The sequence below is a fragment of the Bartonella sp. AP30XZML genome, from assembly GCF_042195945.1.
GTDB lineage: Bacteria > Pseudomonadota > Alphaproteobacteria > Rhizobiales > Rhizobiaceae > Bartonella.
Genome location: NZ_JBHIPJ010000003.1, coordinates 1 through 16,381, shown reverse-complemented (window position 1 = coordinate 16,381; position 16,381 = coordinate 1). Strand labels below are relative to the sequence as shown.

General features: G+C 36.6%; 9 protein-coding genes. 3 read left to right on the top strand and 6 right to left on the bottom strand.

From position 1 onward, the window contains the following. The 3 genes from ACFIL2_RS00165 to ACFIL2_RS00155 form a co-directional block, all read left to right on the top strand. Positions 1–3,168: hemagglutinin repeat-containing protein (locus ACFIL2_RS00165; RefSeq protein WP_375681660.1), on the top strand; the 3,168-nt coding region annotated here is incomplete at its 5' end. Further along, positions 3,165–3,572: a hypothetical protein gene (locus ACFIL2_RS00160; RefSeq protein WP_375630486.1), complete on the top strand. Its 408-nt coding sequence runs from the start codon at positions 3,165–3,167 to the stop codon at positions 3,570–3,572. The genes ACFIL2_RS00165 and ACFIL2_RS00160, both read left to right, overlap by 4 nt. 176 nt (positions 3,573–3,748) lie before the next feature. Next, positions 3,749–4,108, top strand: a complete 360-nt coding sequence (locus ACFIL2_RS00155; protein ID WP_375608402.1) for a hypothetical protein — start codon at positions 3,749–3,751, stop codon at positions 4,106–4,108. A 102-nt stretch (positions 4,109–4,210) separates the two neighbouring features. Here the strand turns inward: ACFIL2_RS00155 and ACFIL2_RS00150 are convergent, their stop codons facing one another. From ACFIL2_RS00150 to ACFIL2_RS00125, 6 genes are all read right to left on the bottom strand, one after another. Further along, positions 4,211–4,411 carry an AlpA family transcriptional regulator gene (locus tag ACFIL2_RS00150; protein WP_007346825.1) on the bottom strand — a complete coding sequence of 67 codons (201 nt, stop codon included), beginning with the start codon at positions 4,409–4,411 and terminating at the stop codon, positions 4,211–4,213. 1,811 nt (positions 4,412–6,222) lie between these two features. Further along, positions 6,223–7,002, bottom strand: a complete 780-nt coding sequence (locus ACFIL2_RS00145) for a hypothetical protein (RefSeq protein WP_375681659.1) — start codon at positions 7,000–7,002, stop codon at positions 6,223–6,225. Positions 7,003–7,112: 110 nt separating this feature from the next. Then, on the bottom strand, positions 7,113–7,691 hold the full coding sequence (locus ACFIL2_RS00140; protein WP_375680351.1) for a hypothetical protein: 579 nt from the start codon (positions 7,689–7,691) through the stop codon (positions 7,113–7,115). A gap of 82 nt (positions 7,692–7,773) precedes the next feature. Then, positions 7,774–8,529: a hypothetical protein gene (locus ACFIL2_RS00135; protein ID WP_375680352.1), complete on the bottom strand. Its 756-nt coding sequence runs from the start codon at positions 8,527–8,529 to the stop codon at positions 7,774–7,776. A 1,753-nt stretch (positions 8,530–10,282) separates the two neighbouring features. Beyond that, the gene (locus ACFIL2_RS00130; protein ID WP_375680353.1) at positions 10,283–15,256 is read right to left on the bottom strand and encodes a DEAD/DEAH box helicase; all 4,974 of its coding nucleotides are present in this window, start codon (positions 15,254–15,256) and stop codon (positions 10,283–10,285) included. Between the two features lie 875 nt (positions 15,257–16,131). After that, the coding region (locus ACFIL2_RS00125; RefSeq protein WP_375681658.1) for a hypothetical protein at positions 16,132–16,381 on the bottom strand (250 nt) is incomplete at its 5' end.

Sequence of the window (16,381 nt, the reverse complement as noted above, 5' to 3'; positions counted from 1 at the left end):
GGGGGAAAGATTACTATCAAAGGCGCCCAAGAACACTTGGACCAGCAAGCACAATCGTCATCAAGTGGCTTTTTGCATGAGAAATCGTCCGATACATCTCAATCGCATACCACAACGGTCTCCTCTATCCTTGGGGCAACGGGAAATATTATCACACAATCAGACAAAGAGACCATAATCACGGCTTCTCATCTGCTTTCCGGTCAAGATATCAATGTGAGTGGAGAAAGTGTGACGATTGATGGCATGACAGATCACCATAAAAGCCATTCAGAGGAGCATGAAACGGGTTTTGGTGTGGGATCAGGCAAGGGCTTTGTGTCGATATACGGGAGTGAGGGAAAGACAGAAAATGAAGAGAGTTTTGAGCATCAAGGTTCTTCTCTCAATGCGGATGGTACGATCACCATCACTGCCAAGAAAAAAGATGTGACAATTGTTGGCTCTGATCTTGCAGGTGAGAATATTAACCTTTCGGCAGCTCGTGATGTCAATGTGCTTGTTGGTCATAATAGCCATAGGGCAAGCTCAAAGGAAGAACGTACAGGCTTTGGGTTTCAGTTTGAAAAGAGCAACAGCGGTGCTTCCTTGGGGGTTGGAATTGCAAGCGCCAAAGATACGGGCGATCAATGGGAAACCACTTCCACACAATCACACATCACGGCACGCCAAGATGTGCAGATTACTGCTGACAATGATATAAATATGCAAGCAGCCATTGTTTCGGCGGATCGTGATGTCAACATGGATGCCGGCAATAATATCACCCTATCAGAAAGCTATGATACCTCTAACGGCAAAGAGACACATGAAAAGTCTTTTGCTGGTGTGACAACTTCTGTTGATATCGGTGTCCTTGGCACGGTACAAGGCTTAAAAGATTCAGCGGACCGTATGAACAATAAGGATGGCAATAACACCGTTCTTAATGGCATACTGACCGGCATGAAAATCAATCACCTCTTTAATAAAGGAGAGAACTTTATTAATTGGCTGACTGGCAACACAGGGGAAAAGGGGAACACAACCAAAGGACTGAGTAGCTCATTAGGAGGATTGGGGGGCTCCACCAAGGATGCTCTTGCCAATATGGCTGGTGCATCTGGCAGTGTAACCGTGGGCTTTAAAACTGAGAAAACAGAAGCCTCTTCTCAAGACTCCACAGCGGTGACAGATAGCATAGAAGGCGGACGCGCTGTTAACATGCAAGCCCACAAAGGCAGCATTCATGGTGTTGGCGCTGATATTATCGCTGGTACCAATCCAATCTATGTGCTGGAAAACGATGCACAGAGCGGGAATATCACCTTAGAAGCAGGTGAAGATATCACCTTTGAAAGTGCGCAAAACACGCAAAGCACACAAAACAGCAGTGAAAGTTCTTCAATGAGTGTTGGCACCGGTTATGGCACGGGTGGCGCAGGGGCAACGGGTAGTGCTGCTTTTAGTCAAGGGGAAGGTTCCAGTGAGGAAGTTCAACACAAAAACAGCCATATTATAGGTAGCGGCACTGTTCATAACATAAGTCAGGCAAACACCACATTGGCAGGCGCCGTGGTTTCTGGAGAGCGTGTAGAAATGGAAGTAGGGGGTGATTTTGCCATTACCAGCCGCAGTGATACGGGACAAACTTCCAGCAAGCAAAACTCTGTTTCTGTTGGGTTTGGTGCTGGACAAACGGGTGGTGGGGGGTCCATGAGCGCCTCTTTCCAAAAGGATAAATCCTCTAGCGATTATCATAGTGTTGTGGAGCAATCAGGCATCAAAGCGGGTGATGGCGGCTTTAACATCATAGTTAAAGACAAAACAACGCTGACCGGAGGCATCATTGCCAGCACCGCGCCGGCAGATAAAAACAGCCTAACCACTGGAAGTATTAGCACCAGTGATATCAACAACGGTGCGCATGCGCAAGCCAGCAGCCATGGGTTTAGCATTTCTGGGAATGACACGATAAAAAACATTGCCAAGAATGTTTTAAATCACGGCAAAGCCAAGGATGCAGCAGAAGGGGAAACCAAATCTGCTATCAGCGATGGGACTATCATCCTTACTGATACAACTGGACAGAGGGCGATGGGGCAAGATGCTGGACAAATCATTGGCTCTCTCAACCGCAACACCGCAGCAGCACACCAAGCTGTAGGACAGCTAGATGTCGCATCGCTTGAGGGGGTAGTACATAATCGCGTAGATATGATCAATGATTTATCGGATGAAGGATTGGGATACTGGGACAAAATACGCGAAGTCGCAAATGTTAAAGAGCATCCAGTAGGTGAGATTTTGCATGATGAAAATGGCAATGTCCTCTATTTAACCGATGAAAATGGAGAGTATATAAAAGACAGCGATGGAAAAAATATTACTCTGTATCGCTATTTAAAACCAGGAGAAGAAAATCATTTACAAAAAGGCTCTGATGGCAACAGGCGTATGTTCTATAATGGTATTTCTAATTCATCTGATGAAGCAGCCCGTAATGCCGTCAAAATGGCTGATAATGCGCATGAACCCCTTTATTTTACCTACCACCCCCAAGCTAAAGATAAGCTAGTAGAGTTCGGGGTAGCAATTTATGAGTATTTTGGGGGATGGAGTAATTCGACCAAGAAATTCCAAGATTTTGCCTCTCGTTATGGTAATGATGGGGCGATTGTTAGTGCGCATAGTCGTGGTAGCTTAACAGTAGGCAATGGACTACGTGACTTTGAAAAGCGCGGCATCCACGGTATAGCAGAAAAAACAGATATTTATCTTTATGGACCAGCGGATCATGCTCAATCGATAGCGAATGCATTATATGTCGTAAGCGATGGCAAAAATGATCATGTTTACTTACAAAGCCATGCATCTGACCCCATTAGTACGTTGTTTGGTTACAATGCACCTACTTTTTATAAAGTACCTTTAAATCTAGATGTTTCACTTTTGGAGAAAGGTATAAAAAATCCTTTATATATGACGCTGTTTGTAGGAAAAAGTTTATTGACTACAGCAACCTCTCCATTGATAGAGGGAGGGAGGGCGTTAGGCGGTTATGATCCTAGTCCCCATAATTGTTATGGTGATGCAAGTAAAGCGTGTATAACTAATTATGGAACATCTCCTACTAAACAAATTCATTCAATTTATTCGACTTTAGATCATTTATGGAAGAAAAAATGAGACAAATTTTAAAATTATTGAGTGGTATAGTCCTATTAAGTGTGACTGGATGTGACATATCAAAAATTGACAGCAGTCCTCCAGAGTACGTGAGTATGTGGGAGAAGGCAGGTGCAGATTTTACTGAGATAGGAAAAGCCTTATTAGAATGTGGAATGCCGAGTCTTATTGATGCTGATTCAGAAAATAGAAAGCTTAGTGTTAATGAGGATGCAACAATTTATGCTTGCATGGTTCAATCAGGATTCCATTATAAAGGGAGAGGAAACTGGTGTTATACATTTAGAGAAGAAAACCTTCCCATTTGTCAGCTTGGTGCTGTCATCCCACAGAGAAGTGTTGAGAAGCGCTTAAATAGCCCGTTTTGTAAAAGAAGTCCAGTACAACCTGAATGCAAACCTTAAGTTTTGTTTGTGATGACCGACAATCCCCACACTCACGTTTTTACATGCCTGTGCGGGATTGTTTCCTCAATCCATCATCTCAATATTGTTCACCGTTGTTTAAACAGCGGTGACAGAAAATATCAACAAGCTTATGAGCTGTTTATTGTAAATAAATCCATTGAAAGAGGGGAATAATGAAGAAAATCTTAAAACTGTTGAGTTGTATAGCTCTGTTAAGTATCACTGGATGTGTTAACTCAATTCCCTCACTTTCTCCAGCATTATGGAGAAATAAAATACTTTTAGAATGTGGAGTACCGGACCTTAATAAGGTTGTGGCGCTAGATTTGAATCAATTTGCCAGTATTGAAATGTGTATGGCGCAATCAGGTTTTCGCCCTAGCTTTACAATACAAGATTGGTGTGAAAATCATAAATCGGATAATCTTCCCATATGTCGTCCTGGTGCTGTCATGCCTCAGCGAAGTGTTGAGAGACGCTTAAATAGCCCTTATTGTAAAAAGCATTCAGAACAACTTGAATGCAAACCTTAGGTCTTGCTTCAGCAGAGAAATCTTTGAATTTACACCAAATAAAGCTCCAGGTTGATGAGCTTGAGAAAGCCTTGTCCGTTCTTACGTGACAAGGTTTTCTTTTTATGCCGCGTCATTTTGACGTTGCTGTTTTGCTTGTTCGATTACATTCAAAAGATCCGATTGTAACCAACGGGATAAAAAACCAAATTTTAAAGGTTTTGGGAGAGAGCCATTGGTAACATGACGGCGGAATGTTGAAACACTCATATGAAGCAATTTTGCACTTTCACGGTCTGTCAAAAGAATATCATTTTCTGTCATTCTAAAATCCTTTCACTATAAAAATGATAACAAATCATAACCATTTATTAACCACATTTTGGTTCATTTTTGAAGGTATTTTATTTATAGAAAACAATATTTTATCATAGTTTTTCTGATGTGATAATTTATGAGTCTTATTGAGATAGTACTCAGTATAATATCAAAAAACACAATAAAGTCAATAGTTTGCTTGAAATTATTTTATATGAATCCACTCAAGAATCCATCTTTTTATGCATGATTCATTTGACCATTTTTTATATAAGATTGCCATGTATGAATAGACCATAAAAAGCAAATCATGATGTAAATATTATAACGCATGGGTGCATTCAAATGAAATGAAAAGCAGATATCATTCATAACAGTTTATAAATCTTATGATACGTTTTTATCACAGCACAAATCACATTGTTTAAAAATTTAGTTGTTTGAAATTATCGATAACATAAATTGTATACGTTTAAAGAATGGTATGAGTTTTGCTCTTTTTTGAGCGAAACCTTCAAAGGAATAATCGTTTGAAACGGTCATAAGCTTATGGGTTTAATTTAAAAAATTGCATAAAAGGATTAAGGACAAGATCGCTTTTAAAACGCTTTCTAAAAATTTAGAAAACGATAAAGAGGTATTTTATATCTTATGAAATCAAAAGCCTTTTAATGAATAGATTGCAGACTAATCTTTAAGAACGGAACTATTCGCTTCCACAAAAAAATGGAGGAAAATAATGCCATGGCAGTAGAATTACTATCTACTTTAGATTTGGTACTAAAAAACGTTTTAAAAGTTATAGTTTAAAAATACGAAACCAAATGAGGTCCCCACAAATTTGAGGGCATCTATTTAGACAAAGATAAGCAAACAAACTTCAAAACCATTGTAACATCATAAGGTATGGGTTTTTACTCAATTTTGAGTCAAAAGCTGTAATATTTAAGAATGCTCTATTCTAAGATAATGCCCCCAAAATGGACCGGCTAATATTTAAAGAAATTAGGTTTTAATGAAAAGTACAAATACGCTTATGAGAACCTCTTTAAATGCACGTTTAAACGTTTGAAACATAAAATGAGATCTTTATAAGAAACGTTAAAACTTTTTTTTATTACAGTTATAACTTAGTTATCATTTGCTCTTAAGAATGTTTCATTTATGAAAAATGAAGATCTAGATTTCACAGCAGAGCAAAATCTTGAAAACCTTACATTTTATAAAAGCGTTTGTTTATTGTCTTATGAGAGATTGTTTTAAAAACCAATACTCATAAATGTAAAAGAATGTTTTTAAAAAGACATTTGTTTAATAAGCATTTTCTTTTGATTGGATTAATAAACCTACCAAGCGTTTTGATTTAGAATGTCAGTTCTTTCAATTCACTCAGCTCAATTTTGAGCTTAATATTTTGAAACGTTTTTAAAAGAAGCGTCATGATCATGTGCTTTGTTTTAAATGAAGCTCTTTAAAGAAAAGGGCGTTATTCTTAATACGTTTGAAGCCATAAAAGCGTTTATAGACTCTCTTATTCAAATAAGTGAGTAAAAATCATATGGATCATTTACATTCCTTTTGATAAGTTTTCATATCTCTCATAGAGCGCTTGCAATATGATACGTTTTGTATATATGCACTGATTACTCCATTGTGGATGATTCATTTTAATCAATAAGAATCGCTATTTGAAAGCCGCGTCATATCACTTGGCACGGCTTTTTTTTTATTTTACTCTCTCTTTTATGCTATGTTTATAGCAATGCATTTTATATGCGTTTATAACCATAAGGAAGGCATGCCCCCCATGTCTCTTTTTATTCTGTTTTATCAGTTATATTGACAACATTATCCCTTTCATAAACCTCACAATTTTTGGGAACCAACCTTACTTTGCTTTTTTTGTTGATTTTTGCATTGCCATAAACACGCCCCCAGATCGTTGCACAATATGAGATTTTAGCATTGCCATAAACAGAGCCATAAATCTCACAAGAGCCACTCACACAAGCATTCCCATAAACCTTGCCATAAATCTTTGCACGACCATTAATAACAGCATAATTATAAATTTTTGCATGGCTATAAATACAAGCCAAGCCAGAAACCTTGGCATGACCATAAACGCGTGCATAACTAAAAACCGTAGCATCATAAGAAACATGCGCATGGTCATAAATATGAGCATCAGCAAGAATGCGGGCACTACCATTCACATGAGCATACCCATAAATATTGCCATAAACATGAGCATTGCCATAGACAAAAGCATGGTCATAAACTTTAGCATATTGAGAGATAAAAGCCTTACCATAGACTTCAGCATTGCCATAAACTTGACCACAGACTTGAGAAAAATGGCGTATTTTTGCATCATCATACACTCTTGCATGACCATAGACACAAGCCTCATCATACACCCAGCAATTACCATCATGGGATAGGTTAACTTCCTTTTCAATAAAACCGCCTAAAGACCCCGCCTTTATATCATCAAAATCTTTTAAAGCTTTAATGCGATAAAGGCTTATAATATTTCGAGTAAGAGCATGTTTGATTTTTTTGATTTCACTGGTTAATTCATATTTTTTGCACATAGGGATACCCTCACAATTTAATGTGATAAACGTTTGCTAAAATTTGGAATGGGAAATTTAAAAGAGGGGCACCCCCGCCGCGCCCGTGCTTTCATTTACACTGCTTTAGATTAGACCCAGACAATCTCTAATTCACCATAAGGAGAGAGACGTTCAGTATAGGTTTTTATTTTAGTAGACCCGCCGACATTTTCACGAATAACAGCAATTCCATGAATATTGGCATTTTCAAAAACATGCACGTTATTTGCTATACGAGCGTTTTCATAAACCTTAGCATTGTCATAAACATAGGCATTATCATAAATAATAGCCTTGCCATAAACACGCGCATTACCATAGACATGGGAATTATCAGAAATAACAGCATTGCCATAAACATGGGCATTATTATAGACATAGCCAGCAATGATAGCATTGTCATAAACCCGCGCATGACCATAGATATGACCACAAGTGATAGCCTTGCCAAAAACCCTTGCATGTTCATAAACGTGACCATTTTTAAACACAAGAGCCTCATCATACACCCAGCAATTCCCATCATGAGAGAGGTTGCTTTCCTTTTCAATAAAGCCACCCAGATCGCCAGCCTTAACATCAGAAAAGTCTTTTAATGCTTTAATACGGTAGAGAACATGTTTACCAAATACACGCGTTTCATTTGTGAGTGCAAATTTCCTTTGCATGAGCCAAATTCCTTTATACAGAGATTTAAATTTTTAAATGAGAATGTTTAAAGGAGGGGCCCCCGCCGCGCCCACGCGTTATTTAAGCAGCGTCTTTTAGTGACTGATTATCATCACAGATATCATTACGAATTTTTGCACGGCTATTCACAACAGCATTGCCATAAATTTGCACATGATGATCAATATTTGATTTGCCATAGACCTTGGCATGATCATAAATCCTTACAAAGCAACCAACACGAGCCGATCCAGAAACCTTGGCATGACCATAGATACTTGAATAATCCTTAATCCAGGCATTACAAAAAACATGGGCATTATCATAAACACGCGCCCAGACATAAATGCGTGACTTGCCATACACATGGGCATTGCCAAAAATATAGCCACAAACATAGGCACTTTCATAGACACGGGCATTGTCATAAACCTTGGCACCATTAGAAATAGTAGCATTATCACTAATTGCGGCATTACCATAAACATGCCCACAGACCTTAGCGTTATCATGAATTTTTGCATTATCATAAATATGAGCGGTTGTATCAAAAACCAATGCCTTGCCATTAACGATAGCATTGCCATACACCTTGGCACCTCTAAAGATTTTCGCATCATTATAGATTTTAGCATTTTCATAAACAGTTGCATTGAAAAGAACTGCGGCATTATCATAGACCCAGCAATTGCCATCATGGGATAAGTTACTTTCATTTTCAATAAAACCGCCGAGGTCCCCCGCCTTAACATCATCAAAATCTCTTAGAGCACGAATGCGGTGTAAAGTAAGACCATCAAAAGTGAATTTTTCATTGGTAAATTCGTATTTTTTCATTGGAAATTCTTTCTTAACGTAAAAAGTTTTGAAATTGACACCTTATAAAGGCGCCGGGCGCTCAAAACACGGCGTTAAGTCCGTTGCTATGCTTTCCCCTAAAAGGGTATTGTATGGCATAGCTACACCCGACAAAATCACTATATATGCTAACAAAAGCATAAAAGATAGTCAGTATTTTAAGAAGTGGATAAGGTCGTTTCGTAACCTACCCGCTTAACGGAAGTGTTTTGATCACTTAATTATTTATATAACAAAATACGTATTTATTGTCAAATAATATTTCTATCTTTTTGATATTTTTTCTTATTTCTTTAAATACGTTGTGTATTGATAATATATTATGCCTATTAATTGCTTCTTTTATATTTATGTGCTTTTAAAGCTATATTACGGGCTTTGTGAAACGACTGCGTATTTTCTGAATCTATACATTTATAATATTTAGAAACGCTCTCATCATGCGTATTTTTATCTTTATAACCTATCTGTTTTTTTACTAAATGAATTTAAATTTTTTTGTGAATTTTGTTTATAAAGGTCTCTAATGTAAACAACCTTAATAAAGCCGCGCTCTTATAACCAATGTGTTCATTTGCATGTGATTATGAAAGCCTGCTTTTTTCACGCGTGCTTTATAGCTGTTATCTTCTTTATAGCCACCGCATTATTTTTCATTTTCATAAGAGAAATGATAAATAGGATAATCGTTATTTATAGTCTGTTATGAAAATATCTAAAGAGAGAATAATAATTATAGAGATGAGCAAAATAGCTTTTAATAGACTTTTGTCATTTTTGTCAGTTAACTCTAACCCCTATATTATTTTTTTAAAATGAGTAAAAATTAAAAACATTATATTTCAATATCTTAATATTTTAAAAACATAATTCATATCAATTGTACAATCTTTAAAGATAACCAATGATGTGAATTGATTAAAACTTGTCAGTTATGTGTCAGTAAATTGAACTGACAAAATGATTATTTTAGTAAGTAATTACAACATGGCTTATGAAAAGCGTATGAAAGTAAAAACTGATTACGTTATCAAAATTCCTTTAATGAATTTTTATCAATTTATTTAAATAGATAACCTTATGATTTTAGTGAGTGATTAAACCACGTCTTAAAAAAACATGTGATCCTTTAAAGCCTTTCAAAAGAAACGGTTTATGATCATAAAAATGCTATTAAGACTATTATGGTTATGAGTTTAGGGGGGTATGGGGGTTTTGGGGGGTCTTTTTACCCCCCCCTTTATATATATTTTTTAGTCAAAAATAAAAGTTATTATATTTCAATAAGTTAATCTTTCAAATAAACAACCTATATTAAACATAACACATAAATACAATTTTTAATATATATCTAAGAGGGTTTTGTAGGTGTTTTGGGGGTTTTAAAAACAGACAAAACCTATAAGTAATATAAGAAAATGAATATACATAACCCTCTTTAAACAAAGCTTTTGAAAATAATAAAGCTATCATTTTAGATTACGGTATAATCTTTTAAAGGCAATTCAAATAAATCTTATCTTTATTTAAGAGAGGATTTCTTATAAGTCTTAAAGAAATCCAAATGACAGTGCTTAAAAGTGCAAATGATTTTTTTAGAATAACGCATATAAACACTCCTTTTAAGATTGTATGTAAGTAATTTAACAAGAAAGGTATAGACTTATGGTTATAAGACCTTATACCCCTTGTAAGGTTATCACACTCATTATGTGAGCATGCCTTAATAAGCTTATTCAGTTTCTCTTATTTCTAATTTTGGTAAGTTCTTAACAATCTTCATTGTTTTTAAACTTACGGTAATAACCCTTTGAAACAACTCTAATGGATAAGCAGGGTTGCCAACGGTTTCAACAGCATAGTGATTGGCATCATTCACAATGCCACTCTTTTTATCAGTCTTTACGCATTGACGTCCCATAACCCATTCAAGAGCGGGCTTGCCATTGACGATATACTTATAAGCTTCAAGAGGGATATCTGTCATGATGATATTGCTGTTATAAATGACAGTTGATTTATCTTTCTCTTTACCTGCTTTTGCGAATTTCATTTCAGTCACATAATAAAACTTTTCTGGATTAGATATATCAGTCTGTTTAGGATTACTCTTTTTAAAGGTCACGGGATAAGGTTCCACATCTTCATAATTCACATGTAAATTCCCTAATTCACGCCCTGCTGTTACAAACTTCCAAAAATCATCAGCACTCTTTACGCAAGGAATGCGAGGTAATTCTTTACATAAATTATGAGCATAACGGGTACGGTAATCTTCCGAATGTAAAATTCCGTAAACATAATAAAATAGGTCATCTTTCGTGATAGTTTCATTGGGATAAGCTGCTTTAAAATGTTCTAATCCTTCATCGGTAATGGCATCACGCCTCTGTAAACCAGTTGTTTGGCTGTCTTCTGTAAATAAATGGGATTGTTTCTCACTTTTATTTTTTGAAACCGGAGTATCTTCGTAAATATAGCGTGGAAAGCATTGACTAGCAGCCATCGCATTAACATCAGGTAAATCTTTAATCATTAGGGTAGAAAAACCATTTACTCCTATACCTGTAATTTGTATTGCTTTATTTTCAACCGCTTGTTCCATTGGGAATATACGCGGCATTTGATAGATCATTTCATTAAAAGTGCGATTATAATAGAGCCATTGCTTTGTAAAAGGACGATACAAACTTTGCGTGAGACATGCGTTTTCAAGTTCAAAAATCTTTCTTTTTGCTAACTCTTGTTTAAGAGCACGGCTCCAACTGATTTTTTTCTCATCTGTATTAACGAAATCATTTACAGCCTTTGCACATTTTTTACAGTCAGTATCTGTATAAGCATGATTAAAACGTTCTACTTCGCTATTATAGAAAGTAATCATATTACTCATGTTCGTCACTAAACATTCACGACTTGAATTATATGTCCAAACGTCACGATTAGTTTTTAAACCACAAGAATAAATCTCAAAAAGCTTTTTACTATTTTCCTTCTTCTTATGATTACCCTTCTTATCACCCAAGGTTAGAAACGTAGCAAAACTGTTATCACGTTGATTTATCCAATCGCCATGCTCGTCTGGTGTAATTATTCGCCAGCTTGATTTATTAGTGATGCCACCAATACTACCAAAATACTCAAGAGCTGTAAGCTTATCTTTTATCGTGAGATTATTACCAATGTCATGATAGTAAATTTTACAATCTCCAAAAGCATTGGGATTTTTAATGAATAGCGTTACAGCAATACCAGTCATGCTACCATTGCCAAAAACATTTTCACCTTCTTGAGAATTATTTTTATTCATCATATTTTTGCGAATATCGCCCCGTAAATTGAGCACATAAATACTCGTAAATTCTTTGGTTAAAGATTTTCGTAAACCGTCCATTGTTGATTTATCTATATAACCAGAACCAGAAACAAAGCCGATTACCCCAGCATTATCAATACGGTCACTAGCCCAGCGAATGGCACGGATATAACTGTCATAAAGTCTATTAATATTATTTGCTTTTGAATGAGCAGCATAGGTTTCACGAATACGATTATCTAAAATCGGATAAGAAGTATTCTTTGCATTATCATTTTCGTTTTTTTGTCCTACCGAATAAGGAGGGTTACCAAAGATAACTTTGATATCGAGGTTTTTCTGATGCTCTAAATATTCACTGTTTTCTTTAAATAATTTTTGTAGCAAGTCTTTCTTTTCAAGCATCCGAAACGTATCAGCTAAACCAATATGTTTGAAAGGGATATACTCACCTTTCATAAGACTATGATAAGTTGATTCAATGTTAATGGCTGCTATGTAATAGGCAAGCAAAACAATCTCATTGGCATGGATATCATGACGGAATTTATATTCCATATCCTCTGGTTTGATGAGATCTGATTGTAAAAGCCGTGTGATAAAGGTACCAGTACCTGTAAAAGGGTCAAGAATAGACACACCCCGTGACCCCAAGCTTTTTCCAAACTCATTACGCAACACATCATCAACAGAATGAATGATAAAATCCACAACCTCAACGGGCGTATAAACAATCCCAAGCCTATCCGTGGTTTTCTTAAATGCCTTGGTAAAAAAGTCTTCATATAGCTTGATAATAAGGTTTTGTCTTGCTTGGGGGGAGGTAATTCCAGAAGCACGGAATTTTACGCTGTCATAAAACTCTTGTAATTCTTGAGATACCTCTTCAATATTGGTTTTATCTAACTCAGCTAAAATATTTTCCATTGCTTGTGAGATAGCATTGTTTTGAACAAATTCATTGCCATCAAACAAGGCTTCAAACACGGGACGCGTCACAAGATGTTGTCCTAACATCTCAAGCGCTTCCTCTTGTTTGATATCACTGTTTAAGTTGTTTTTGAGTTCTTTATAAAAACTCTCAAAAGCATGAAAAGCTTTACTGTTTTCATCAGAAAGTATATCTTTAAGACGATTGATATGGTTTTGAGCAATTTCAGCAACATTGCCAGCCCATATGCCCCAGTAATCGGCAAGGGTAAATTTCTTAGCCAAAAGGGTTTTAAGGGCATTGGGAAACTCTTTATAAAAGGGTAATCTTCCTGTAACACTATGAATATAGCGTTGTGGTTCATAGGCTGCTTTTCCAATCTCAAGCCCCGCGCTTTCTGGTTTCTCATAAACATAGATTTTATCCTCAACCGCTGTCATGCTCTTTAAGGCGGCAATCTCTAAAGTATGACTTACGTCTTGATCTAAAATCATCTGGTTAAGGGTTACTTCAAAGTTTTCATCATGGGAAAGCAAAGCATTGATCACTTGCCAAACAACACTGTATCTCTTGTTGTATTTTAAAGCCTCTTCAGCAGAAATCCCAGCAGGAACCCCAACGGGTAGAATGATGTAGCCTCTCTTCTTGCCCTTTGCACGACGCATAATACGCCCCACCGCCTGTATCACATCCACTTGGCTTTTGCGCGGGTGTAAAAACATGATCGCATCAAGAGCAGGAACATCAACACCCTCAGAAAGACATCTTACATTGGTGAGCACACGGCAGACATGCTCCCCCGCATCTTCCTTTAACCAATCAAGGGCTTCATTGCGTTTCTTGGCACTTTGTGTTCCATCAATATGCGCAAAGGTACACTGAAGAGGCGGTGTCTCTTTATAAAGCTTATGAAGATCAGACAATTCTTTCTGTATTTCTGGAGAATTGAATGTATCACGGATACGTTCAGAAGTTTTAATGTCTCTACAAAAAGCCAAAGCCCGTCGCATAGGGTTAGGATCATCACTCAAATCAACCTTTAGATCTATTTTGGCAAGGGCTTGATAACAGCCTATGATCTTGGTTTTATCATCAAGAGTAAGTTCATAATTCTCATCGGTCATCAGATGTTGAATGGATTCACTCACTTCCTCTTCATTAACACCCAAGATAATAATCTTATAAGGAACTAAGAGTTCATTCTTAACGGCTTTTGAGAATGTATAGGTGTAAAGATTTTTTCCATAGAGTTCTTCATCATCCATAGACGCTAAAATGCCATTCATTTCATGGGCTTGTTTTTTAGCACTATCAGCAAAGATCTTGGGCGTTGCTGTCATATACAGACGTTTTTTACCCCGAATGATGCTGTTATCATGAACCTTGATAAATTCAGATTCATGCTTGTCTGTTCCCAAAACAACACCCGTTGTTCTATGTGCTTCATCGCAAATGATTAAATCAAATTCGGGTAAATCATGGTCTTTTTGTGCATCCGAAATCACTTGAATGGAATGGTAAGTCGAAAAGACCACCGTCATCACATCAAGAGAGGTTTTATTGGCTTTACGTGCAAGCTCTTGTGCATCCGTTGTAGCAGGCAAGGCAAGATCAGAGGCATCAAGAGCCGCCTCATCATCATTTTGTTTTTTACGACGCTTTCCCACTTGTGTATCTGAACATACCGCAAAGGAACGCAAGGGGATTTCTGTATCAAGGGTCCATTCACGGATTGTTTGTGACATCAAAGCAAGGGAAGGCACCAGAAACAACACACGCTTGCCTTTTCCTGCTATGGTCTCTGCTATCTTAAGGCTTGTGAACGTCTTGCCCGTTCCACATGCCATAATCAGCTTGCCACGGTCGGCTTCTTTTAACCCTTCACAGACTTTCTCAAGGGCTTCTTTTTGATGATCTAAAAGCTTTTTTTGGGGTTTCTCTTTAAGGACGGCTTGTCCTTGTTCTTTATATGCCCCCCAATTGATTTGACTGCTTTCCAAATCAAAAAGGTTTATGCGTTGAATACGAACCTCTTGTCCTTCACAAGTCAGTTCGACATTATCACTCCAATCTGTTTCGGTGCTATCAACCAGAATACGACGGGTGAAGATCTTTTTGCCAGAAGCTGCTATAAAACTATCAATATCTTCTTTTTTAATGATGTGAGAAGCATCATAGCATTTACATTGAATGGCAGCATAGCCACTTTCATCACGGATTGTAGCGATCAGATCAATGCCAATATCAGTTCCATCTTCATTACGCTCTTGCGCCCATTCCAAATAAGTTTGAACCTTTTCGTATTCTTGCTTTTGTAAAGGATCTTCAGATAAATAAGCTTTTACAAGGTTTTCAAACAATGTTCCCAATTCACGGGGTGATTTTGCTCGTTGACGATAATATTCTAACAGAGAGCGTAAAGAGACATGTTCATGATCAGAATGATGAGGGCGAAGCATAAAGAATAAACTCCATGACAATATATTCTATTGATTAATTCTCTTCAAAAGAATTAAAATGAAGCTTATTAAATCCATTTTGAATGAATAGTGTAAAAAATTCGGAAAATGCTAAAAAGCGGATAAATTTTTTTCAAAAGGTTTTTTAAAGGCTGTTTATCCACAGCCCATGAGAGAGGTCAGATCAGCAAAATAGTGAAATTTGCTGTTTATTTTATGGAAAAAAACAAATTTGATATGTGCTTTTAAGATATCATAATGAGTATTTTGATAGGTTTTATGAGTCACTAAAATAGCCTATTTTGTCAGTTCAATTTACTGACACATAACTGACAAGTTTTAATCAATTCACATCATTAGTTATCTTTAAAGATTGTAATAGTGATATGAGTTATGTTTTTAAAATACTAACCTATTGAAATATAATGTTTTTAATTTTCTCTCATTTAAAAAAATAATATAGGCTCTAAAAAGAACTGACAACACTGACAGCACTGGACAAAACTCTTCTGTTCAGATCACTCAGATCATTGTCTTTGGAGAAAAGTTCTTTGATGAAAATGCCATTAAATATAACTTATTAGAAAATCAAGACTTTGTTTGCTCGCCAAATTTGGCGAGCAAAGGCAGGAAAAAGAGTTTTGCGTAATTGTCTTGAAAGGCTCTCAAAGAGATTTCTTATTGTTTTCTATGATGGTTTTTGACGACAGGATGTGCTTGATAGGATGATGTCTCGTTTATATGCGTGTTGAGTGGCTTAGAGGAGCTGGAGAGTGAATTTATCTCTAATTATTGATAAATATATTGTAGCATTAAATTGGGGATATTGATGTATTAACCATTGACGCGCTAAACAGTTTTGGTTAAAGGTTTTTTCATATAAATGTGGGGGAGAAATCTTCAGCAATTAAAATAAAGCAGTTTTTGGGTGTCACTTTTTTGGTAACAGAGGCATGTGCTTTTGTTAAAAGCGTCATAGGGCAGTGGCTGTTTTGAGTGGACTTGTTAGAGGTTCCATGAAGTTCTTTTAAAGAGTGCTTCATGAATGGTGCAAAGCGGGGGCAATCTGTATTGTTATTGATATTTTTACGCCAAAGTTCTCTTTTGAGAATTTTTCGTGCCATT

Coding starts and splice junctions, on each gene's coding strand:
- ACFIL2_RS00160 (WP_375630486.1), top strand. CDS start 3,165: ATGAGACAAATTTTAAAATTATTGAGTGGTATAGTCCTATTAAGTGTG.
- ACFIL2_RS00155 (WP_375608402.1), top strand. CDS start 3,749: ATGAAGAAAATCTTAAAACTGTTGAGTTGTATAGCTCTGTTAAGTATC.
- ACFIL2_RS00150 (WP_007346825.1), bottom strand. CDS start 4,411: ATGACAGAAAATGATATTCTTTTGACAGACCGTGAAAGTGCAAAATTG.
- ACFIL2_RS00145 (WP_375681659.1), bottom strand. CDS start 7,002: ATGTGCAAAAAATATGAATTAACCAGTGAAATCAAAAAAATCAAACAT.
- ACFIL2_RS00140 (WP_375680351.1), bottom strand. CDS start 7,691: ATGCAAAGGAAATTTGCACTCACAAATGAAACGCGTGTATTTGGTAAA.
- ACFIL2_RS00135 (WP_375680352.1), bottom strand. CDS start 8,529: ATGAAAAAATACGAATTTACCAATGAAAAATTCACTTTTGATGGTCTT.
- ACFIL2_RS00130 (WP_375680353.1), bottom strand. CDS start 15,256: ATGCTTCGCCCTCATCATTCTGATCATGAACATGTCTCTTTACGCTCT.